Origin of the sequence: Nocardia sp. Root136 (assembly GCF_001427185.1) — a bacterium.
GTDB classification, from domain to species: Bacteria; Actinomycetota; Actinomycetes; order Mycobacteriales; family Mycobacteriaceae; genus Nocardia; species Nocardia salmonicida.
Genome location: NZ_LMFE01000001.1, coordinates 845,995 through 866,187 on the forward strand (window position 1 = coordinate 845,995; position 20,193 = coordinate 866,187).

The following is a 20,193-nucleotide window of genomic DNA, read 5'->3' on the forward strand; positions in this document are numbered from 1 at the left end:
ATGCGACAGCCCCCGTCTCGGTTCGCCGGGGCGGGGGTCCGTGTATCCGCTAGCTGGAGGAATCATGCCCAAGGTCAGCGACGACCACCTCGCCGCCCGCCGCAGCCAGATCCTCGACGGTGCACGACGCTGCTTCGCCGAATACGGCTACGACGGCGCCACCGTGCGCCGCCTGGAAGAGGCCATCGGCCTGTCCCGCGGCGCGATCTTCCATCATTTCCGCGACAAGGACGCCCTGTTCTTCGCCCTGGCCAAAGACGACGCCGAACGCATGGCCGAAGTCGCCGCCAATCAGGGCCTGGTCCAGGTGATGCGCGATATGCTCGCCCGCCCGGAGGAATTCAACTGGCTGGGCACCCGCCTGGAGATCGCGCGCAGAGTCCGCACCGACCCCGAATTCCGCGCGGGCTGGACCCAACGCTCGGCCGAACTGACCGCCGCGACCCTGGCCCGCCTCGAGCGCCGCAAAGCAGCGGGCGCCCTCCGAGACGATGTCCCCACCGATGTCCTCCTCGGCTACCTCGACTTGGTCCTCGACGGGTTGATCGCCCGCATCGCCTCGGGTCACACCAACGAAAACCTTTCCGCCGTACTGGATCTCGTCGAAGCCTCGGTGCGACGCAAGGAATCCTGAGTCAGGCTCGACGCGGCCATGGAGGAGCCCATGGCCGCGTCGAGCCCTCGCCGATTGCGCGCGGCGGGAAATTCTCCGGAGGTCATTTCCCCGACCGGGATCGGCGGGTCAGCTCGCCCAACCGCTGAGCAAGGTTCGCGAGATACGGTCCAGGGCGACACGATCGGCCGGCTTCAGTACCGCCAGCATCGCCGTCTCGTTCTCGGTGTGCGCCACGACCACCGTGTCGACGAGCGCCCTGCCCTGATCGGTGAGCGCCACCCGCACGGCGCGTCGATCCTCGCGATCGGCGACGCGGCGAACCAGGCCCGCAGTTTCGAGTCGGTCGATACGCCCGGTCATCCCCGCCCGCGACAGCATCAAGGTATCGGCGAGCACCGACGGGTTGAGTTCGAAGGGTGCGCCCGAACGACGCAGTGCCGCAAGCACATCGAACTCGCCGCGCTGCAAACCGTGTGCGGTGAAAACGCTTTCGATCCGCGCCGTGGCCACGTTCATCAGCCTGCCGAGTCTGCCGAAGACCGCCATCGCCTCCAGCTCCAGATCGGGTCGCTCCCGCTGCCACTGCGCCGTGATCGCGTCGACCACATCCGGCTCACGTTCATCCATGGACAGCATTCTATTCGCTGGGATATAGTTCGGTACCGAACTATCAACCGACGAACGGAATGGTCATGACGAACACCCGCGAGATCGCCCTCTGCCTGCCCGGGGACGCCGAGACCCTGGGTACCGAGAACGTGCGCATGCGCCTGCTCACCGACGCGAACGCCAGCGACGGCGCGGTCAGCACGCTCGAAGTCACCATGACCCAGGGCGCCGATGGCGCCGCCCCGCACTTCCACACTCGCTCCGACGAGCTGTTCTACGTCGCCGACGGCGAACTCCAGGTCATGGCGGGCGACCGCATCCTCACCGTCGGCGCGGGCGGCTCGCTAGTCGTCCCGCGGCAGATGCCGCACGCGTTCGGCGCCACCCCGGACAGTGGCGCGCGCATCCTGATCGCACTGATGCCCGGCGTGCAACGCTTCGAGTACTTCCGTCTGCTCGACCGACTCCTCCGCGGCGAAACCGCTCATGACGAATTCGTCGCCGCCCAAGAGGAATTCGACAACCACTTCGTCGACGCGCCCGCCTGGTGGGCCGAGCGCAACGCCCAACGGGGCTGATCCGTCATGCGGTTCCCGGTCGCACTGTGGCCGAGATTGCACGCCGATCGGGAACAACGAGTCGGAAGCGGCCGGTTATACGCCGTATGACGTTCTCCGTACCGGTCCTCGTCCGCGGCTACGAGCTCGACACCCAGGGCCACCTCAATCACGCCGTCTACCACCAGTACGGCGAGCACGCCCGGTGGGAGCTGATGCGCGCGGCGGGGATCGCGCAGGACAAGTTCATCGCCAGCGGCGTCGGCGCGGTGGTGCTCGAGTCCACCATCAAGTACAAGCGCGAGCTGCGCGGTGGCGACGAGGTCACGGTGACCTGCGTGTTCGATTGGAAGGAAGGCGAGAAGGTCTTCCGCTTCCACCACCAGATCATCAAGCTCGACGGTACGGTCGCCGCAGAGATCACCGTTGTGGCGGGCGCGATGGATCTGACGACCCGTCGGCTCGTCGCGAAACCGGCCGAACACTTCCGCGAGCTCGCCGAGAATCCCGAGCTGCTCGGACTCTAGCGACCGCACGCGGCGCGGCGGGCGCCCTCCGGCACAGACTCGGGGGCGCCCGCCGGTTGTCAGATATGTTTGCTGCCGGATTGCCCGTGAGAACACAGTTGCAACATCCGAGTTGTCCGAAATTCTTTCCCGGCAAGGCGATCACGCGCCGCTCGGCGGTTTGCCCGGCACTCCGCAAATCTCGCGAACCCGCTCGGCGGGCCACCTGTTCACGTTATGATCCGAAGCACCTTTTGGGGTTCTGGCAAATCGCGAGCAGACGAGAAAAGATCGGAGTGAGCGCCCATGACCGACGCCATCCACCTCCCCGCTACCGCGTCGTCCCGAGATCGGGGCCCCGCCTTGCGCGGATTGCTGGTGGCCGAGTCCGATCACGACATCTCGGTGCGCGTCGACGGTGGAACCTGGACTTTCGACCGCAACGACGTCGTACGACTCACCGAAGACCGCGTGGGCGCGGGTGAACGTCAGGTACGGGTCGATATCCGCCCCGGCGCCACCGCCGATTTCACCCGACGGATGCGCGTCGATCTGGTCGACCGACCGATCACTCTCGCACCGGAACCGTCGGAGGCGCTGGACGACGAGCAGCTGGCCCGCGCCACCCGCAGCTGGGCGGCGAAACTGCGCATCGCCGAACGAGGTGGTGCCACCGGAGCGACGTTCACCTTCCGCGACGGCATCAACTGCGACAGCCTCGACTGAAACGGCGCGGAAGTCATGGAAGGCGCGACCGACGCCGTTCTCATCGTCTCCGAAACCGACGACCTGCACGCCGATGCGCTGGCGTCGACCTTGCGAGAACTCCACGGCCTCGACCCGATCCGACTCGACTTGCGCGACTTTCCGTCCGAGACAGGGAGTTTCCGGCTCGACAAAGCGGGCACCAACCGCGCGATGTCACACATCCACGGTCTCGACGACGTGCGCGCGGTGTGGTGGCGCAGGCCGCACCCGTGCAAAGTCCCCACCGGCGTACGCGCCGCCGACGACGAGTTCCGCCAGGCCGAGTGCGACGGATTCCTGCAGGGCATGCTGTGGTCGATCCCGGCGTACTGGGTCAACGATCCGGCCGCCGAGCGCACCGCCTCGCGCAAGATCGTGCAGCTCGAAACCGCGCAGCGGGCGGGTTTCACGATCCCGGAAACGCTGATCACCAACGACCCGGACGAGGCGCGCAGTTTCGTCGAATCCCGTTGTGGTCCAGTGGTATACAAACGCACCGGCACCGGGCGTGGCGAGTTCTCCGAGACGAGGATCATCACCCGACCCGAGTTGAACCGGCTCGACTCGATCCGTTCGACGCCGACCACGTTCCAGGATTACGTGGAGGCCAGCTGCGATCTGCGGGTGGTGTGGGTCGACGGTGTCGAGTGGAGTGTGCGCATCGATTCACAGTCGGGGGTCGGCCGCATCGATTCCCGTCTCGACACCTCCGTCGCCTTCGCACCGGATCGGCTACCCGCCTCGGTGAGCAAGTCCCTCGCGACCCTGATGGGCGCGCTCGGACTCAGCTTCGGCGTGGTCGACCTCCGCCTCGGCAGCGATGGCGAGTACTACTTCCTCGAGGTGAACCCGCAGGGGCAGTTCGCGTACCTCGAGATCAAGACGGGACTGCCGCTGTTCGCCAGCCTGGCGAATCTGCTGGTCCGCGGCGACGGAGCCGTCGCAGGCTGGTAGCGGCTCCGTCGACGACGCCCCGCTCAGTCGGCCGGATTCTTGCGCCGATTGGCGCCGCCGCGCCCACGCAGTTCGACGTGTGACTCGACCAGCACATTGTGGATGAAGCCGTACGAGCGGCCGGTGGACCTGGCCAGGGAGCGAATGGACGCGCCCGCCTCGTACTGCTTCTTCAACTGGGACTGCAACCGGTCGCGGGACTTGCCCGTGACCCGGGTTCCCTTGCCCAGTGCGGCCTTGCCGATCGTCGATTTACCCTTGGCCGACCTAGCGGCCTGTCTGGAACTGTCGCTCATGGCTTCCTCCGAGTCGCCGAGCACTTCCTCCAGGCTAGACACTCCACACTCGGTGATCAACGGAAACAGTGATCAAACTCACGCGATCCCCGCGAGTTCCTCCCTGCCACCGCGATTCATGCGCGACACACCGGCTCTATGCGATGTCTGATCTTCGCCTGACGCCGGGGCCCTGCGTGGTGACGCTGCGCTACCGCCTCCGGGCCCTGAGGGATCAGGCGAGATCGATGAGCTCCGCGTACTCCGCCGACCAGTGGTCCTCGGTGCCGTCAGGAAGCAGGATGACCCGCTCCGGGTTGAGCGCCTCGGCCGCGCCGGGATCGTGCGTCACCAGCACCACGGCCCCCGCGTAGGTGCGCAGCGCCTCGAGGACCTGCTCACGCGAGACCGGGTCGAGGTTGTTGGTCGGCTCGTCGAGCAGCAGCACGTTCGCCGCCGAGGACACCAGCCCGGCCAGCGCCAGCCGGGTCTTCTCACCGCCGGACAGCGTGCCTGCCGGCTGGTCGAGCTGCGGACCGGTGAACATGAACGCGCCGAGCAGGCTGCGCAGCTCCTGCTCCCCCGCGTCCGGGGAGGCATGGCGGATGTTCTCCCACACCGAGGCCTGGTCGTCGAGAGTGTCGTGCTCCTGGGCGAAGTAGCCGACCTTGAGCCCGCGCCCCTGCTCGACGCCGCCCGCGGTCGGCGTCTCGACACCGGCGAGCAGTTTCAGCATGGTCGTCTTACCGGCGCCGTTGAGCCCGAGCACCACCACGCGACTGCCCTTGTCGACGGCGAAGTTCACGCCGGTGAAGATCTCGAGCGAACCGTAGAGCTTGGTCAGGTCCTTCACCATCAGCGGAGTCTTGCTGCAGGCCGCGGGCTCGGGGAACCGGATGCGGGCGACCTTGTCGCTCACGCGCACATCGTCGAGGTCGTTGATCAATCGTTCGGCGCGACGCACCATCTGGTGTGCCGCAGCGGCTTTGGTGGCCTTCGCGCCGAGCTTGGCGGCCTGCTGACGCAGCGCACCCGCCTTCTTCTCGGCATTGGCGCGCTCGCGGACACGGCGTTGCTCGTCGGTGGCGCGCGCGTCGAGGTACTTCTTCCAGCCCATGTTGTAGACGTCGGGCTCACCGCGCACGGCGTCGAGGAACCACACCTTGTTGACCACGTCGCCGAGCAGTTCCACGTCGTGACTGATCACGATCAGGCCGCCGTCGTGGCTCTGCAGGAACCCGCGCAGCCAGGTGATGGAGTCGGCGTCGAGGTGGTTGGTCGGCTCGTCGAGCAGCAGGATGCGGTCGGAGCGCCCGCCCGAGCCGTCGGAGGCGGAGAACAGGATGCGAGCCAGCTCGATGCGGCGACGCTGACCACCGGAGAGGGTGCGCAGCTGCTGATCGAGGACGCGGTCGGGCAGGCCGAGGCTGTTGCAGATGCGGGCCGCCTCGCTTTCGGCGACGTAGCCGCCGAGCGAGGAGAACTGGTCCTCGAGGCGTCCGTACCGGCGAATCGCCTTGTCGCGGGCGGCATCGTCGGCGACCTCGGCCATCTCGACCTGGGCCTTCTCCATATCGCGCAGCAGGATGTCGAGCCCGCGCGCCGAGAGCACCCGGTCTTTGGCGATCACATCGAGATCGCCTTCCTTCGGGTCCTGCGGCAGGTAGCCGATATCGGTGGAACGCGTGATCTTGCCGGCGTACGGCTCACCCTCACCCGCGAGGATGCGCAGGGTGGTGGTCTTCCCGGCACCGTTACGACCGACCAGTCCGATCCGGTCGCCGGACTGCACCCGCAGCGCCGGCCCAGGAGCGGAGAGCAGGGTGCGGACTCCGGCCCGGACCTCCAGGTCGGTCGCCGTGATCACAGAGTTCTCCTCAGAGTAAGACAAACGGGAAAGGCATATCGGCAAGAACCACTTATTTTACCGTCGACACCTCAGGAAGCCGCACCCGGCGCTGCCCGATGTGAGCGTGGTTACTCTCATGCCATGACTACCGATCTCCTTGGCCGTACCGCTCTCGTCACCGGAGCCAGTCGCGGCATCGGCCTCGCGACCGCGGCCGAACTGATGCGCCGGGGCGCGAACGTGCTGATCACCGCGCGTAAACCCGAACCACTGGAGGCCGCGGCCACCGAGCTGCGCGCGCTGGGCCACCAGGGCCAGGTGAGCTTTCTCGCCGGCAACGCGGGCGATGCCGACGCGCGCGCGGAGGCCGTGGCCAGGGCCGTCACCGAGTACGGCTCGCTCGACATCCTGATCAACAACACCGGCATCAACCCCGTCTACGGTCCGCTGATGGACGCCGATCTGGGTGGCGTCAGCAAGATCTTCGATGTGAACGTGGTGGCCTCGCTCGGCTATGTGCAGCAGGCCTACCGCGCGTGGATGGCCGAGCACGGCGGCGCCGTGGTGAACGTGGCCAGCGTCGCGGGTATCCGGTCGTCGGGGGTCATCTCGGCCTACGGCGCGTCGAAGGCGGCGCTGATCCGGCTCACCGAGGAGCTGGCCTGGCAGCTGGGCCCCAAGATCCGTGTCAACGCGGTGGCGCCGGGCGTGGTCAAGACCAAGTTCGCCGACGCGCTGTACTCCGACGACGAGGAGCGGGCCGCGAGCGTGTACCCGATGAAGCGACTCGGCGTGCCCGAGGATGTGGCCCGGCTCATCGCCTTCCTGGTGTCCGACGAGGCCGCGTGGATCACCGGTGATTGTGTGCGAGTCGACGGCGGGTTCCTGTCCACCGGCGGCATCTGAAACGCGCAGGGGCGGGCAGCGATTCCGCGCTGCCCGCCCCTGCGATGTGTTGTCAGACCGAGGTCTCGCGGCTTCCCGTCGAGACCGAAACACTCTCCTGCGCCCGCGAGTTCTCCCGCGCACCGTCCTCGGCCCGCGCCGCGTCGGCACGCTCGGCCTCGGCTCGGGCCGCTTCCGCCCGCGCCGCCTCCGCCCGCGCGAGTGGATCCGCGACGACGATCTCCTCCGGCCTGGCGGCGAGCGGATCACGCACCACCACTTCACGTTTCGGCGAGCGCGCCGCACCGCTGTCGTCCAGGCCCCACCGGTCGTGCAGGCGACGCAGGAATTCCGGTGCGTACCAGTTCGCGTCGCCGAGCACCTTCATCGCGGCGGGCAGCAGGAACCCGCGCACGAGGGTGGCGTCGACGATCACCGCCAACGGCAGGCCGATGCCGAACGCCTTCATGAAGGTGATGTCGGAGGCCAGGAAGCCGAGGAACACCAGCGAGATGAGGATCGCGGCGGCGGTGACGATGCGCCCGACCCGTTCCAGGCCGAGCGCGACCGCTGTCTCGTTCTTGCCGGTGCGGTCGTATTCCTCCCGAATCCGCGACAGCAGGAACACCTGGTAGTCCATCGCGAGCCCGAAGGCGGCGGCGAACAACATCACCGGGACCGTAGCGGACAGATCCCCGGTGACGGTGAAGCCGAGCACCCCCGACAGGTGCCCGTCCTGGAAGATCCACACCAGCGCACCGAACGTCGCGGTCAGGCTCAGCGCGCTGAGGATCACCGCCAGCACCGGCAGCACCACGCTGCCGGTGAGCGCGAACAGCACGATCAGCATCATGATCACCACGAAGCCGAGCGCCCACGGCAGTTCGTTCTCGATGGCCGCGACCGAGTCCGCATTGGCCGCGGCCACACCGCCGACCAGCAGTTCGCTCGGCGTCCGCACCGCGCGCACCTGCTCGACCAGGTCGGCGAGGGCATCACTGTCGCCGGTGCTCGACACGATCGACAGGTAGACCGCCTTCTCGACCCGGAATCGCGAGTTCGCCGCGGTGGGCTCGAGCAGCAGCCCGCCCTGGGCGTAGCTGCCGGTGGCGGTGTCGACGCGACGGACATTGTCCAGGTCGGACATATCGCGGGCGATGGTGTCGAGTCCCGCGGCGCTGTACGCGCTGTCGGGGAGCACCGCGACGAGTGTGTGCTGGTCGCTCTCGCCGAAGTCGCGCGCCACGATCTCGGTGACCTGACGGGAGTTCATCGATTCCGGCAGCGTGCGTTCGTCCGGGAAACCGAGGTTCACGCCGAGGAACGGCGCGCCGAGCAGGAGCAGCAGTGCGGTGACAGCGAGTCCGATCGAGATCGGCTTGCGCATCACGGCGGTGGCGAGCTTGTGCCAGGCGCCCTCACCCGGTGCGGGGCGCGGGGCGCGCAGGAACCACCAGCCGAGCTGACCTTTGTCGATGCGCGTGCCGATCAGCAACAGCGCGGCGGGCAGCACCGTGAGCGAGACGAGCGCGGCCAGCGCCGCGACGACGATGCCCGCGTACCCCATCGACCGGATAGCCAGCAGCGGGAAGAACAGCAACCCGGCCAGCGCCACCGCGACGGTGAGCGCGGAGAACGCGACGGTGCGACCGGCCGTACGCATGGTGGTGGCCACCGCACCGGCCGGGGTGCGGCCTTCGGAGAGTTCGTCGCGGTAGCGGTTGACGATCAACAGGCTGTAATCGATGGCCAGACCGAGGCCCAGCAGCGTCGCCACATTGGTGGCGGTCACCGACAGCGGGGTGAACAGGGTGAGCAACCACAGCGCGCCCATGGTGGTGATCACGGTGCCGATCGCGACGAGCAGCGGCAGGCTCGCGGCGACCAGACCGCCGAAGACGAACAGCAGCGCGATCAGCGTGAGCGGGAAGGCGATGGCCTCGCCCTTGGCGATGTCGGTCTTGCTCTGCTGCACCGTCTCGTGCATGAGCATGGCAAATCCGCCCGCCCTGACCTGCAACGATCCCTGTTCGCCCGTCAGCTCTTCGGAGATGGCGGTGACGCGTTCGTCGATCTCGCGTTCGCTGCCGAGCACGCTCGCGACGATCAGACCCTGCTTGCCGTCGACACTGCGCAGCGCGGCCTGGTGGGAGGTCCAGTACGACATCACCTCGGTGACGCCGGCGCGTTCCTGCAGGTTGGCGACCAGTGCCGTTGCCGCCGCGGTGGATTCGGGGTCCTCGACCGAGGACTCGGTCTCCACCAGCAACAGCAGGTTCGGCGGCGCCTGCCCGAACTCCTCACCCAACACCTCGAGCGCGCGGCTGGATTCACTGCCGGAGTCGGTGTATCCGCCGCCCTCCACCCGCTCGAACAGCGTGGCTCCCAGCGCGCCGAGCACCACCGCGAGCACCGCGAAAACGCCGAGCACCCAGCAGCTGCGCCGCCTGGTGAATTCGAACACCGGATTGTCCCCTAACTCGTCACGCCAATTGCGCGGCACGCACATCGACGTGTGGGAGCTGGAAATACTTCCGGCCGGTCCGCCTCGTCGGCCCGATCCTGTTGGCGGGTCGGCGCGTTCGCTGAGCGATCGTAGCAACTTCGTGGCGGTACCGCCGGGCCTCCGTCACACCCCTGTTCGTCCCGGTCAGCTACCGGTCTCGACCACCGCGCCACGGCGACGATCCCGATCGCCCCGCCGGCGGCCGCAGGGGCTGTCCCGGCCGAGTGCGGTGAACGCCGAGGAGCCTGCGCCACACCGTTTCGCGCCGGGCCACCAGCACGCTTCGACTACCGACCGACCGCACCGACGACCGAGGTCATGACAGTGCGGCGCAGAGTCGGAGGCAGGTCGGCGAACAGCGCGCGCATCGCGGCGAGGGTGCCGCGAAGGTCGCCGTGGCCGGACAGATAGGAGCGCTGGAGAGGAGCGGGCAATCCGAAGAAGACCTCGAAGAACACCGGGACCTCGTGGGGCGGGAGAGCCAGCAGCGCACGCAATCCCGCGCGACGCAGGGCACCTACGGCCCGCGCTTGCGGAGTCCACACCGTGCCACCCGTGACCACGGTGTCCGCCGCGGCGAGTGCGGCGGCGACGCTGTACCCGGTCGCGGGATGGGTCAGGCCACCGGCGGCGCCGAATCGACCACCTCCCGGCTTGCCTCCCTGCACCGGAAAGCGCACTCGCTCAACAGGTTCTGCTCCCGTGAGCGCGATCCCCCGCGCTTGTAACCGATGTTCTAGTCTGCGCCGCAACACCTCCGGCGAGAGCGCTGGTCGGCCCGCGAGGCAGGTTTCTTCGAGGAGCACGGTGTCGGCACCGAGCGGAATGGCGTACAGGAACGACGGTGGGTCGACGGGGTCGGCGCCGTTGTCGAGACGCCAGTCCATGAACAGCGTCGGCTCGAGTCCCGTTCGGGCCACGACCACGCCGTAGGCGGTCTGCTCCGCCCGGCGCGACGACCGAGGCAATCCTCGCGCATCGACCACCTGACCGGTACGGGTCAGTCCACCCGCCGTCCGCACCGATCGCGCCTCCACCTCGACGACCCGGTCCGCGATCACGGTCGCCCCGTCGAACGTCAACGACGATTGCAGTGCCGCCGTATCGAACACCTGATAGACGCGGTCGATCCGATGCTCGCCCACCGCCCAGGCCGTCGGCGCGTCCACCGTCGCCGCCACTACGCCGGGATCGAGCCACCCGGGCAATTCATCGGCCCATGCCGCATAGGTCGGCGTCCACACCCGACCCGGGTGCGGATCGATCACCGTGACATCGCGGCCCGCCGCCAGCGCACGATGAGCAACAGCTCGGCCCGCCGGACCGAGCCCGCAAACAATCACTTCCACACGCACCCGTTGATTGGATCAGACGTGATGATCTCGAACACTGCCGGATCACGGGCCCGCACCTATTCGGGAGCGCTTTCTCACCTGCGCGCTACCTATCGACAATGATGGGTTGCATGAGGTCGATCTGGAAGGGCTCGATCGCTTTCGGGCTGGTGAATGTCCCGGTCAAGGTTTATACCGCGACCGAGGACCACGACATTCGGTTCCATCAGGTCCACGCCAAGGACGGGGGCCGGATCAAATATGACCGGGTCTGTCAGGTGTGCGGCAATTCCGTGCAGTTCGCCGATATCGACAAGGCCTATACCTCGCCGGATGGTGAGCAGGTCGTGCTCACCGACGCCGATTTCTCGAAACTCCCCGCTGCGGAGAAGCACGAGATTCCGGTGCTGGAATTCGTGCCGTCCGATCAGATCGACCCGGTGCTGTTCGAGAAGAGCTACTACCTCGAACCGGATTCCACGACGCCGAAGGCCTATCAGTTGCTGGCGGCGACCCTCGAACGCATCGACAAGACCGCGCTCGTGCATTTCACGCTGCGCCAGAAGACTCGCCTGGCCGCATTACGCGTGCGTGACGGCGTGCTGGTCCTGCAGACGCTGCTGTGGCCCGACGAGGTACGCGCCGTGGAATTCCCCTCGCTCGACGAAGCGCCTGCCCCGCGCCCGCAGGAACTGAAGATGGCCGAAACTCTCGTGGAGTCGATGTCGGGCGATTTCGACCCTTCCGAATACACCGACGAATACCAGATCGAACTGCAGAAGCTTCTCGACGAGGCCATTGCCAGCGGCACCGGCAAGGTCGAGCCCGCCGCCGAAACCGAGCCCGCCGAGCAGGCCGACGCCGAAGTCGTGGATCTGGTCGCCGCGCTGCAACGCAGTCTCGAGGCCAGCGGTCGCCGGGAAGCCGCCCCGGCCGCGCCCGCGAAAAAAGCTGCGAAGAAGGCGGCCAAGAAAGCCGCGCCGCGCAAGGCCGCCACGAGCAAATCCACCGCGTCCAAGACCGCGACCCGCAAGGGCGCGTAGGGCACACTGGCGACCATGGACACCGCCATCGCTGTCGTGCCGATGGGATTGGGACACCTGCGTCAAGTCCTCGACCTCGGCCATCAGGTCTTCGACACCACCATCAAGCCGTACACGTCATGGTCGCTCACGGCCGTCGCCGAGCACCTCGACAGCCCCGACAACGCCTGCTGGGTGGCCCTGGATTCCGACCGGGTGGTCGGTTTTGTCCTCGGGTCGATGGAGTTCGAGCATCGCGACGACTGGGCGTATCTGGAGTGGATCGCGGTCGCCCCCGATATGCAGGGCCACGGGATCGCGCGGCGGCTGGTGAACGTGTGTTCGGAGGCGCTGTTCGCGCGCGGCGCCCGCCATATCGTCACCGATGTCGAGGACCGCAACAGCGCCTCGGCCTCGCTGATGACCAGCAGCGGATTCGTGCCCGCCGCGACCGTCACCCTGCTGGTGCGGCCCAACCCCGCCGCCCCGGACGACGACGCCACGCTGCCGCCGATCACCAAACGCGACCTCGTCCGCCGCGGGAGACTCTCGATAGAACACCCGCTGCGCTGATCCCCGGGGCCGGACACGGCGCAGGATTCGCATTGTCCGCAAGTTAGACGGGCGTCCCATTATTTGCGAGGATTTCGCTCATGGCAAGTCAAACCGTTGTCGACGGGTAGTGCCGACAGCTTGGATGACCGAGTTCATCTTCTGCGAGCGATTCGGGAGTACAAGTGAAATTCCGTCGGACACTGGCGATCCCAGTGCTGATAGCAACCGCGGCCCTCACCCTGACCGCGTGCGGTTCCGATGACGAGTCGGGCACGGTCGTGCGGATCGGCACCACCGACAAGGACAAGGCTTTCGAGGTCTTCGAACAGAAGGCGAAAGAGCAGGGCATCACACTGAAGGTCACCAACTTCTCCGATTACAAGCAGCCGAATACGGCGCTGTCGCAGAAACAGATCGACCTCAACCTGTTCCAGCATCTGCAGTTCCTCGGCCAGTACAACGTCGCGAGCTCGGATACGCTCACCCCGATCGGCTCGACCTACATCGTTCCGCTGGGTCTGTATTCGAAGAAGCACAAGGCCCTCGCCGACATCCCGGCCGGCGGCGAGATCGCGATCCCCAACGATCCGACCAACCAGGCGCGTGCGCTGTTCGTGCTACAGGCCGCCGGGTTGCTGAAGATCACCGGCACCTCGGTCCAGCCGACCCCCGCCGACATCGACAAGGCGGCCTCCAAGGTGCGCGTCACCCCGGTCGACGCCGCCCAGACCGCGCTGTCGCTGCCCTCCGTAGACGGCTCGGTGATCAACAACACCTTCCTCGATCGGTCGGGCGTCGACCCGAAATCGGCGCTGTACAAAGATGATCCGAACAATCCGGCGGCGGAGCCGTATATCAATGTGATCGTCAGCCGCGCCGAGGACAAGACCGACCCGACGTATCTGAAGCTGGTCGAGATCTGGAAGGACCCGGCCGTGGCCACCGCCCACGCCGAGGTCACCAAGGGCACCGCGGTCGCGGTGAACCGTCCCGGCGCCGAGCTCGAACAGATCCTGGACCGGGTGCAGCAGGGCATCCGCACGACCAAGTGAGTGGGCAACCCGCCGCCGTCGAATTTCGTTCCGTCACCAAGGTTTTCGGCAGCGGCGGCGATCGGCACACCGCACTCGAGAACATCGATCTGCGGATCGAACCGGGTGAGATCTTCGGCGTCATCGGCTATTCCGGGGCGGGCAAGTCCACGCTGGTACGGCTGATCAACGCGCTGGACAAGCCGACTTCGGGCACCGTCACGATTTCCGGCACCCCCATCACCGGGGTGCCGGAGTCGGCGGTGCGTAAGCTGCGCCGCGATATCGGCATGGTGTTCCAGCAGTTCAACTTGTTCCGATCACGCACTGCCGCGGGCAATATCGAATATCCGCTGAAGGTGGCGGGCTGGAAGCGAGCCGAGCGCAAGGCACGGGTGGCCGAGCTGCTCGACTTCGTCGGACTCACCGACAAGGCGCGCGCCTACCCCGATCAGCTCTCCGGCGGGCAGAAGCAGCGTGTCGGGATCGCCAGGGCGCTGGCCACCTCGCCCTCGCTGTTGCTGGCCGACGAGGCCACCTCCGCGCTGGACCCGGAAACCACCGGTGAGGTGCTGCGACTGCTGAAGAAGATCAACGCCGAACTCGGGGTGACCATCGTGGTGATCACCCACGAGATGGATGTGATCCGCGCGGTCGCCGACCGGGTGGCGGTGCTCGCCGAAGGCCGGATCGTCGAATTGGCCGCCACCTTCGATGTCTTCGCCGCACCCCAGGCCGCGCCGACGCGCTCCTTCGTGGCGACGGTGCTGCACAATCGGCCCGACGCGACGGAACTGGATCGCTTGCGGGAGCTGCACGGCGGCCGATTGGTGACCGTCGACATCGACGATCACAGCGGAATCGGGGCGGCACTGGCCGCCGCTACCGCCGCCGACGTGCGTTTCGAGATCGTCTACGGCGGGGTGAGCACGTTGCAGGACAAGACGTTCGGCAGCGTCACCCTGGCGCTGCACGGGCCCGATGCCGCGCTGGATCGCGTGGTCGCCGACCTGGAACGGAAGGCGGGCTGATGGAGACCAACTGGGAGAAGTTGCGGCCCACGCTGTTCGAAGCGATCGGGACCACGATCTACCTGGTCGGCGTGACGTTCGTCGTCGCGGGCGTGATCGGACTGATGCTCGGGACCGCGCTCTACACCACCCGCAAGGGTGGACTGCTGGCGAACGCGCCGATCTATTTCGTGCTCAATGTGTTCGTCAATGTGGTGCGCCCGATTCCGTTCATCATCCTGCTGGCCGCGCTCGGCCCGGTCACCCTGGAGGTGGTCGGCACCACGATCGGCTCCGAGGCAGCGCTGTTCGTGATGATCGTCGCGGCCTCGTTCGGGATCGCCCGGATCGTGGAGCAGAACCTGGTGACGGTCGATCCCGGCGTGATCGAGGCCGCGCGTGCGGTCGGTGCGGGACCGCTGCGGATCATTCTCACGCTGCTCATCCCGGAAGCGTTGGGGCCGTTGATCCTCGGCTATACCTTCGTGGTGATCTCGATCGTCGATATCTCGGCGATGGCGGGCACGGTGGGTGGCGGCGGACTCGGTGACTTCGCCATCGTCTACGGGTATCAGCAGTTCCAGTGGCAGGTCACGATCGTGGCGGTGCTGATCATCATCGTCGGTGTGCAGGGTGTGCAGTTCTTCGGCAACTGGCTCGCCAGGAAGGTGCTGCGCCGCTGAAATCAGTAGTGGCACGGACCCCATCGGTCCGTGCCACTACTTTCGGAGATTTCCTAGATGTTGGCCGTGCAAGCCGACAGGATGACGCTCGCCGCACGCGGCGAGGCCGAGCCCGGATCCGGGAACGGCGCCGCGCTGACGCCGAGTACATCCACCGCCGAGCGCTCGGCCGCGGCCAGGGAGTGATCCCACGCCCAGCCGAAGCGGTAGTCCGCGCCCTGCGCCACCGCACCGCAGGCATTGCGGAACTCGACGACGACCTGGCAGTCGCGCACACCGCACTCATCGAGCGCGGCCTGGCTCGCCGCCGCCCAGCTGCCGTAATTCACCGCCGAGGCCACCACGGCCTGGCCCGCCGACAAGGCCAGCGCCCCATAGAGGTCGCCCGCCGCGGCCTGGAAACCACCATCGCGCGACACCACCGTGTACCCCGGCACCTCGGCGATCGCCACACCGCTGGCCCCCGCGGAAGCAGCCCCCGCGTTCACCACGGTGAACGCGGCCACCGCGGACATGGCAGCCACACCGAGGGCATATTTGCCCACAACAGACATCAGAGATTCTCCCCGTCGAAATGTCGACTCCGCACCTCGAAGCCGAACCCATCATGAACGGCCCGCCCACTCCCCCGGAAATAGCTTTCCGGCATCGCGACGACAACCATTCGGCGAAACCGGTCATAGCGCCGAAACATATTCGGCGACAACAGTTCTCGCGTGTCGTGACGCCCGATTCCTCCCGAACCGCTCGTCCGCCACAGCGTAACAACGCCCTCCGACAAGTAGCGGCGGACCGAAACCCCTACTGGCGAAGCAACTCCTCCCTCGCCCGCATCAACGCGAATCCGAGCAGGTTGAGCCCCCGCCACCGCAGCGGATCTGTCGCACCCGGATCGTCGGCGGCCAACCCGATACCCCAGATCCGGTCCACCGGACTGGCTTCGACGAGCACTCGCGAGCCGGTACCGACCAGATATCGCCGCAGCGCGTCATCCTGGCCGAACTTGGCCACGCTCCCCGCGACGACGATGTCGAACCGCGCGCGCTCCCACACATTGTCGTCGAAGTTCCGAATCTGCCTGCCGAGCTTCTTCGCCTGGCTCGGATGACCGGCCCCGAGGATCTTCGCCGCGGTGGCCGGATCATCGAACAGCATCGCCTTGCGCCACATCATGTAGTGCTCGGCGCCGGCGAATTCCACGCCGTCGACGGTGAACGTCGCGGGCCACCACTGGCTCAGGCTGCTCGACCCGATCGTTCCGTCACGACGTGGGCTGTGCCCCCAGAACGCCAGGTACTTCGGCGAAATACCCTGCGCGATCACCTGACACAACTGCTCCACAGATTCGACAGCCATCACCCCTCCTGGTTTTGGTCTATGTAACCATAGATCGCGACCAGGCGCTGTCCACTCGAGTGGTCGGGTCAGGCCGTGCGGATGCCGTCCAGATCGGGGTAGGGGTGAGGGGCGGGGCGGCGGGGGATTCGGGTTTCGGCGACGGTGGATCGGTCGCCGGCGCCGGTGTGGAAGCTGCGGGCGATCATCGAGGAGCGCAGCTGCCACAGGCCCGAGGACTGGGCCGGGTCGAGGCCGGTGAGTTGGGCTACTCGGCGCAGGCGGTAATCGACGGTGTTGGTGTGGATGTGCAGCAGGCGAGCGGTGCGCTGGCGGTTCATGTTGTTGGCGATGTGCACACGCAGGGTTTCGTAGAGCTCGGGGTGGTTGTCGAGGGGAGCGAGCAGCTCGCCGAGACGGGCGCGGCCGGGGCCGGGGCGAGTGAGCTGGTATTCCAAAGCCAGGTCACCGAAGCGGTAGAGGCCGGGGGCGCTGTCGAGCCGCTCCACCATGTCCAGCAGTTCGTGGGCACGCTGTGCCGCGTCGGGGATCTCCTCGGTGGTGGCGGGCACCAGCGCCGCCGTGACGTCGACGTGCGCGGCCCGCGACAGCACCTCGACCAGTGCGTCGAGCTGCTCGTCGACCAACAGATCGGCCGGGATCAGCAGGGTGCCGCCGTCGACCGACAGCAGTGACAACACCTGCTCACCACACCGGTGCGCCAGCGCCGTTTGCACCCGCCGCAGCTTGCGCCGCGCCACCACCGCGCCGTTCACGCGCGGATCGAGCTCGTCGGGATGCTGCCCGATCGACAGGGCGAGTACCGAATACGCGTCGGCGACGGTGATGCCGACCTCGCGCGCCATGGTGACGGTCGACTGACCGGCCAGCAGCGCCGAGGTGAGAGTGTGCACGGCCGTGTGATGTTCACCGACCGCCTCGCGATGCTCGCGGATATAGGAACGGGTCACGGTGGTACACAACAGGTCCGAGATCTCGACCACCCGCCGGAAGCCGTGGATCAGGCTCGCCCGGTCGGCGTCGGCTACCTCGTCGTAGACCGCGTCGAAGGAGAGCCGGAAACCCTCGTGGAAGGCGTGCAGGATCGTGTCGATCGGCACGCCTTCGCGCGCCCATCCCGCCGCCGCCACCGCGAGCCGGTTCAGTTTCACTTCCTCGTCGCGGCCGTCCAGCATTCCGCCGACGATTTCCAGACACATCCGGGTGACCGAGGTGACATCGCCGGAGATCACATCGCCGGGTAGCGTCCGGCAGGTCGCGACATTGTCGACGAAGTGGCCCACCAATCGGCTGGTCATCGTCCGCACATCACGCAAAGGCTGCCACAGGGCCGTCTCGTCCAGTGAGATCGTCATCGTCGACTCCTCCTTCTACACCCCGGCGCCGCCGGTAGTGGTTGTGCCTCCGTCGTGTTGGCCCATGTGATGACCCGCACTTCGGTTTCTCTGTGATCATGACTGTAGGGTGAGCGACAGCTCACCTTCTACTCTTCTTTCCGTCGAGGTCCGAAAATGCCCCCGCAAGCCGATAAGCAGCGCAAACGACCCAAGCAAGACCGGGCGAAGGAAACCAGAACCCGCATTCTCACGGTGTCCGCTCATCTTTTCGGCACCCGCGGGATCGGCAATACCTCGACCAATCGGATCGCGACCGAAGCGGGCATGAGCATCGGCACGCTCTACCGGTATTTCAACGATCGCGACGAGATCGTCAAAGAGCTCAACGACAGCCTGTTTCTGCAGGTAGAGGAGCGCTACAGCCAGCTGCTGACCGCTAGCGCGAACCAATCCCCCCGCGATGCCGTGGTCGACCTGATCCGCTCGGCCGTGGACATCCTCGTCGCGAACGGGCCGCTCGTGCGGGCCCTGGTCGCCGATCTGCAGTTCCACGGCAGCGGCATCCCCGAATTCGAACCCCGCCTGCGGATGCTCATCAAGCTCTACATCCTCCAGATCATCGGCCCGATCAAGCACGTCGACATCGACGTGATGGCCTTCGTCGTGCTCAACGCCGGTTTCGCCACCGCTTTGCGTTCGGTCGAGTTGGACGACGTCGAACTCGAGGCCATCATCGCCGGCACGGCCGACATGATCAGCGCGTGGATCGACGCCGTCTCCGCAGCTGAAAATGCCTAGTACACAACGAAACGGGCCCGAATCCTTTCGAGGGATTCGGGCCCGTTCGCTACGCGATGATCAGCGCGCGTTCACCGTGCAGATCGCGTCGACAACGTGGGCACCGCTCAGGTTCGCCGAGCCGGTGTTGGCGAGCACCGCGGTCGGCGTCCACGTCGACAGCTGGTCGAAGGCCTTGCGCTCGGCCTCTGCCCGAGTCGCACCCGACGCCCACGCGAGGGCCTTGTTGCTCTCGACCAAGACGCCACAGCCGTTTGCCCAGGTCAGCACAGCTTGGCAATCCGCCAAGTAGCAGTCGGCGACGGCGGCGGACTCGGCTGACTCGACGTCGGCCTGGTTGACGCTGGTGCCATAGATCGCCTGGCCGTCGCTCACAGCGATCGATGCCCACTGGTCGCCCGCCGCGCTCGCCGAACCGGCGCCGAACACCGACCCGGCCGCAAGACCCAGCGCCGCAACGGCGAGGCCGGCCTTACCCATGAAACTCATTCGAAAGATCTCCTCTGAAAACAGTTCCGAAAGTCCGGAACCTTCAAGATCATCACTGATCGCCCGGTCATGGCCAACCGAACCGAGAAAGATCACACTTCGACCTGTCGGCGAATGATCACACCGAAACGCCAAGGGCCCGGATCCATCAAGGATCCGGGCCCGAAAAGCACAGTGCTACACCGTGAAGCCGAGGGCGCGCAGCTGTTCGCGGCCGTCATCGGTGATCTTGTCCGGGCCCCACGGGGGCATCCAGACCCAGTTGATCTTCAGGTCCTCGACCAGACCGCTGCGCACCAGCGCGTTGCGGGACTGGTCCTCGATGACGTCGGTCAGCGGACAGGCCGCCGAGGTGAGCGTCATGTCGAGGGTGCAGATGTTCTCCGCGTCGACCGAAAGGCCGTAGACCAGGCCGAGATCGACGACATTGATGCCGAGTTCGGGGTCGACGACGTCGCGCATCGCCTCTTCGAGGTCTTCGACGTGCTGGATCTGTTCGGCCGTCAACTCGACCTCGACGGCCTCGACGGCTTTGTCGACCTCGACTGCCTCCGCGGCTTCCGGGATCTGTGCGGTATCGGTGCTCTCACTCATGTGGCAGACTCCCCATTTCCCATCGGTGCCTTGGTTTCCTCGGCCGAACTGATCTGCACGACAGCGTCTTTGAACGCCATCCACCCCAGCAGCGCGCATTTGACCCGCGCCGGGTATTTGCTGACACCGGCGAGGGCGATGCCGTCGCCGATCATGTCCTCGTCGCCTTCGACGGTGCCGCGGCTGGAGATCATCTCGCTGAACGAGTCGACGACCTTCAGCGCCTGCTGCACCGGCAGCCCGATCACCTGATCGGTGAGGATCGAGGTGGCGGCCTGGCTGATCGAACAGCCCTGGCCGTCGTAGGAGACGTCGGCGACCTCGCCGGCGTCGTCGATCTGCACCCGCATCGTCACTTCGTCACCGCAGGTCGGGTTCACGTGGTGCACCTGCGCACCGAACGGTTCCCGCAGCCCGCGGTGGTGCGGGTGCTTGTAGTGATCCAGGATCACTTCCTGGTACATCTGTTCCATACGCATG

At 66.7% G+C, this 20,193-nt stretch carries 23 protein-coding genes; 12 read left to right on the forward strand and 11 right to left on the reverse strand.

Annotated features, from left to right (window positions below; genetic code table 11):
- The first annotated feature begins 64 nt into the window (after positions 1-64).
- Positions 65-634, forward strand: a complete 570-nt coding sequence (locus ASD42_RS04075) for a TetR/AcrR family transcriptional regulator (RefSeq protein ID WP_056810327.1) — start codon at positions 65-67, stop codon at positions 632-634.
- 108 nt (positions 635-742) lie between these two features.
- Here the strand turns inward: ASD42_RS04075 and ASD42_RS04080 are convergent, their stop codons facing one another.
- On the reverse strand, positions 743-1,243 hold the full coding sequence (locus tag ASD42_RS04080) for a MarR family winged helix-turn-helix transcriptional regulator (protein ID WP_174552034.1): 501 nt from the start codon (positions 1,241-1,243) through the stop codon (positions 743-745).
- 65 nt (positions 1,244-1,308) lie between these two features.
- Here ASD42_RS04080 and ASD42_RS04085 point away from each other — a divergent pair, with 65 nt between their 5' ends.
- The 4 genes from ASD42_RS04085 (at position 1,309) to ASD42_RS04100 (ending at position 3,989) form a co-directional block, all read left to right on the forward strand.
- The gene (locus ASD42_RS04085) at positions 1,309-1,803 is read left to right on the forward strand and encodes a cupin domain-containing protein (protein ID WP_084787104.1); all 495 of its coding nucleotides are present in this window, start codon (positions 1,309-1,311) and stop codon (positions 1,801-1,803) included.
- Between the two features lie 86 nt (positions 1,804-1,889).
- On the forward strand, positions 1,890-2,309 hold the full coding sequence (locus tag ASD42_RS04090) for an acyl-CoA thioesterase (protein ID WP_056810328.1): 420 nt from the start codon (positions 1,890-1,892) through the stop codon (positions 2,307-2,309).
- A 285-nt stretch (positions 2,310-2,594) separates the two neighbouring features.
- Positions 2,595-3,014, forward strand: coding sequence for a hypothetical protein (locus ASD42_RS04095; RefSeq protein WP_056810329.1), 420 nt, complete (start codon positions 2,595-2,597; stop codon positions 3,012-3,014).
- 15 nt (positions 3,015-3,029) lie between these two features.
- Positions 3,030-3,989: an MvdC/MvdD family ATP grasp protein gene (locus ASD42_RS04100; RefSeq protein ID WP_056810331.1), complete on the forward strand. Its 960-nt coding sequence runs from the start codon at positions 3,030-3,032 to the stop codon at positions 3,987-3,989.
- A gap of 23 nt (positions 3,990-4,012) precedes the next feature.
- On the opposite strand, the gene ASD42_RS04105 is transcribed toward ASD42_RS04100, so the two are convergent.
- Both ASD42_RS04105 and ASD42_RS04110 read right to left on the reverse strand, forming a co-directional pair.
- A complete protein-coding gene (locus ASD42_RS04105) occupies positions 4,013-4,285 on the reverse strand; it encodes a helix-turn-helix domain-containing protein (RefSeq protein WP_056815384.1) in 273 nt (90 codons plus the stop codon).
- A 214-nt stretch (positions 4,286-4,499) separates the two neighbouring features.
- Positions 4,500-6,131 (reverse strand): ABC-F family ATP-binding cassette domain-containing protein, encoded by a 1,632-nt coding sequence (locus ASD42_RS04110; protein WP_056810334.1) that lies wholly within the window; start codon positions 6,129-6,131, stop codon positions 4,500-4,502.
- A gap of 123 nt (positions 6,132-6,254) precedes the next feature.
- Here ASD42_RS04110 and ASD42_RS04115 point away from each other — a divergent pair, with 123 nt between their 5' ends.
- Positions 6,255-7,019: an SDR family oxidoreductase gene (locus ASD42_RS04115; RefSeq protein ID WP_056810343.1), complete on the forward strand. Its 765-nt coding sequence runs from the start codon at positions 6,255-6,257 to the stop codon at positions 7,017-7,019.
- A gap of 52 nt (positions 7,020-7,071) precedes the next feature.
- Here the strand turns inward: ASD42_RS04115 and ASD42_RS04120 are convergent, their stop codons facing one another.
- A complete protein-coding gene (locus tag ASD42_RS04120) occupies positions 7,072-9,462 on the reverse strand; it encodes an MMPL family transporter (RefSeq protein WP_084787105.1) in 2,391 nt (796 codons plus the stop codon).
- 329 nt (positions 9,463-9,791) lie between these two features.
- The gene (locus ASD42_RS04125) at positions 9,792-10,853 is read right to left on the reverse strand and encodes a lycopene cyclase family protein (RefSeq protein ID WP_442938621.1); all 1,062 of its coding nucleotides are present in this window, start codon (positions 10,851-10,853) and stop codon (positions 9,792-9,794) included.
- Positions 10,854-10,969: 116 nt separating this feature from the next.
- On the opposite strand from ASD42_RS04125, the gene ku reads away from it, so the two are divergent.
- The 5 genes from ku (at position 10,970) to ASD42_RS04150 (ending at position 15,139) form a co-directional block, all read left to right on the forward strand.
- Positions 10,970-11,881 carry a non-homologous end joining protein Ku gene (gene ku / locus ASD42_RS04130; protein WP_056810351.1) on the forward strand — a complete coding sequence of 304 codons (912 nt, stop codon included), beginning with the start codon at positions 10,970-10,972 and terminating at the stop codon, positions 11,879-11,881.
- A 15-nt stretch (positions 11,882-11,896) separates the two neighbouring features.
- Positions 11,897-12,433 carry a GNAT family N-acetyltransferase gene (locus ASD42_RS04135; RefSeq protein WP_056810354.1) on the forward strand — a complete coding sequence of 179 codons (537 nt, stop codon included), beginning with the start codon at positions 11,897-11,899 and terminating at the stop codon, positions 12,431-12,433.
- A gap of 164 nt (positions 12,434-12,597) precedes the next feature.
- A complete protein-coding gene (locus ASD42_RS04140) occupies positions 12,598-13,467 on the forward strand; it encodes a MetQ/NlpA family ABC transporter substrate-binding protein (RefSeq protein WP_056810357.1) in 870 nt (289 codons plus the stop codon).
- A complete protein-coding gene (locus tag ASD42_RS04145; protein ID WP_056810360.1) occupies positions 13,464-14,477 on the forward strand; it encodes a methionine ABC transporter ATP-binding protein in 1,014 nt (337 codons plus the stop codon). The genes ASD42_RS04140 and ASD42_RS04145 overlap by 4 nt, the downstream gene beginning before the upstream one ends.
- A complete protein-coding gene (locus tag ASD42_RS04150; RefSeq protein ID WP_056810363.1) occupies positions 14,477-15,139 on the forward strand; it encodes a methionine ABC transporter permease in 663 nt (220 codons plus the stop codon). Before ASD42_RS04145 ends, ASD42_RS04150 begins: the two co-directional genes overlap by 1 nt.
- 53 nt (positions 15,140-15,192) lie before the next feature.
- Here the strand turns inward: ASD42_RS04150 and ASD42_RS04155 are convergent, their stop codons facing one another.
- The 3 genes from ASD42_RS04155 to ASD42_RS04165 form a co-directional block, all read right to left on the reverse strand.
- Positions 15,193-15,693, reverse strand: a complete 501-nt coding sequence (locus ASD42_RS04155; RefSeq protein ID WP_063893561.1) for a DUF4189 domain-containing protein — start codon at positions 15,691-15,693, stop codon at positions 15,193-15,195.
- 247 nt (positions 15,694-15,940) lie between these two features.
- On the reverse strand, positions 15,941-16,495 hold the full coding sequence (locus ASD42_RS04160) for an NADAR family protein (protein ID WP_056810371.1): 555 nt from the start codon (positions 16,493-16,495) through the stop codon (positions 15,941-15,943).
- 68 nt (positions 16,496-16,563) lie between these two features.
- On the reverse strand, positions 16,564-17,850 hold the full coding sequence (locus ASD42_RS04165) for a PucR family transcriptional regulator (RefSeq protein WP_082844153.1): 1,287 nt from the start codon (positions 17,848-17,850) through the stop codon (positions 16,564-16,566).
- Between the two features lie 156 nt (positions 17,851-18,006).
- On the opposite strand from ASD42_RS04165, the gene ASD42_RS04170 reads away from it, so the two are divergent.
- The gene (locus ASD42_RS04170; protein ID WP_056810377.1) at positions 18,007-18,630 is read left to right on the forward strand and encodes a TetR/AcrR family transcriptional regulator; all 624 of its coding nucleotides are present in this window, start codon (positions 18,007-18,009) and stop codon (positions 18,628-18,630) included.
- A gap of 60 nt (positions 18,631-18,690) precedes the next feature.
- Here the strand turns inward: ASD42_RS04170 and ASD42_RS04175 are convergent, their stop codons facing one another.
- The 3 genes from ASD42_RS04175 to sufU form a co-directional block, all read right to left on the reverse strand.
- Positions 18,691-19,215: a DUF4189 domain-containing protein gene (locus tag ASD42_RS04175; protein WP_235569306.1), complete on the reverse strand. Its 525-nt coding sequence runs from the start codon at positions 19,213-19,215 to the stop codon at positions 18,691-18,693.
- An 81-nt stretch (positions 19,216-19,296) separates the two neighbouring features.
- Positions 19,297-19,713 (reverse strand): metal-sulfur cluster assembly factor, encoded by a 417-nt coding sequence (locus tag ASD42_RS04180; protein ID WP_056810383.1) that lies wholly within the window; start codon positions 19,711-19,713, stop codon positions 19,297-19,299.
- Positions 19,710-20,192, reverse strand: coding sequence for a Fe-S cluster assembly sulfur transfer protein SufU (sufU, locus tag ASD42_RS04185; protein ID WP_056810385.1), 483 nt, complete (start codon positions 20,190-20,192; stop codon positions 19,710-19,712). The genes ASD42_RS04180 and sufU overlap by 4 nt, the downstream gene beginning before the upstream one ends.
- Position 20,193 lies beyond the last annotated feature (1 nt).

Coding starts and splice junctions, on each gene's coding strand:
- ASD42_RS04105 (WP_056815384.1), bottom strand. CDS start 4,285: ATGAGCGACAGTTCCAGACAGGCCGCTAGGTCGGCCAAGGGTAAATCG.
- ASD42_RS04170 (WP_056810377.1), top strand. CDS start 18,007: ATGCCCCCGCAAGCCGATAAGCAGCGCAAACGACCCAAGCAAGACCGG.
- ASD42_RS04075 (WP_056810327.1), top strand. CDS start 65: ATGCCCAAGGTCAGCGACGACCACCTCGCCGCCCGCCGCAGCCAGATC.
- ASD42_RS04115 (WP_056810343.1), top strand. CDS start 6,255: ATGACTACCGATCTCCTTGGCCGTACCGCTCTCGTCACCGGAGCCAGT.
- ASD42_RS04100 (WP_056810331.1), top strand. CDS start 3,030: ATGGAAGGCGCGACCGACGCCGTTCTCATCGTCTCCGAAACCGACGAC.
- ASD42_RS04160 (WP_056810371.1), bottom strand. CDS start 16,495: ATGGCTGTCGAATCTGTGGAGCAGTTGTGTCAGGTGATCGCGCAGGGT.
- ASD42_RS04150 (WP_056810363.1), top strand. CDS start 14,477: ATGGAGACCAACTGGGAGAAGTTGCGGCCCACGCTGTTCGAAGCGATC.
- ASD42_RS04095 (WP_056810329.1), top strand. CDS start 2,595: ATGACCGACGCCATCCACCTCCCCGCTACCGCGTCGTCCCGAGATCGG.
- sufU (WP_056810385.1), bottom strand. CDS start 20,192: ATGCGTATGGAACAGATGTACCAGGAAGTGATCCTGGATCACTACAAG.
- ASD42_RS04090 (WP_056810328.1), top strand. CDS start 1,890: ATGACGTTCTCCGTACCGGTCCTCGTCCGCGGCTACGAGCTCGACACC.
- ASD42_RS04155 (WP_063893561.1), bottom strand. CDS start 15,693: ATGTCTGTTGTGGGCAAATATGCCCTCGGTGTGGCTGCCATGTCCGCG.
- ASD42_RS04135 (WP_056810354.1), top strand. CDS start 11,897: ATGGACACCGCCATCGCTGTCGTGCCGATGGGATTGGGACACCTGCGT.
- ASD42_RS04180 (WP_056810383.1), bottom strand. CDS start 19,713: ATGAGTGAGAGCACCGATACCGCACAGATCCCGGAAGCCGCGGAGGCA.
- ASD42_RS04165 (WP_082844153.1), bottom strand. CDS start 17,850: ATGACGATCTCACTGGACGAGACGGCCCTGTGGCAGCCTTTGCGTGAT.
- ASD42_RS04080 (WP_174552034.1), bottom strand. CDS start 1,243: ATGGATGAACGTGAGCCGGATGTGGTCGACGCGATCACGGCGCAGTGG.
- ASD42_RS04085 (WP_084787104.1), top strand. CDS start 1,309: ATGACGAACACCCGCGAGATCGCCCTCTGCCTGCCCGGGGACGCCGAG.
- ku (WP_056810351.1), top strand. CDS start 10,970: ATGAGGTCGATCTGGAAGGGCTCGATCGCTTTCGGGCTGGTGAATGTC.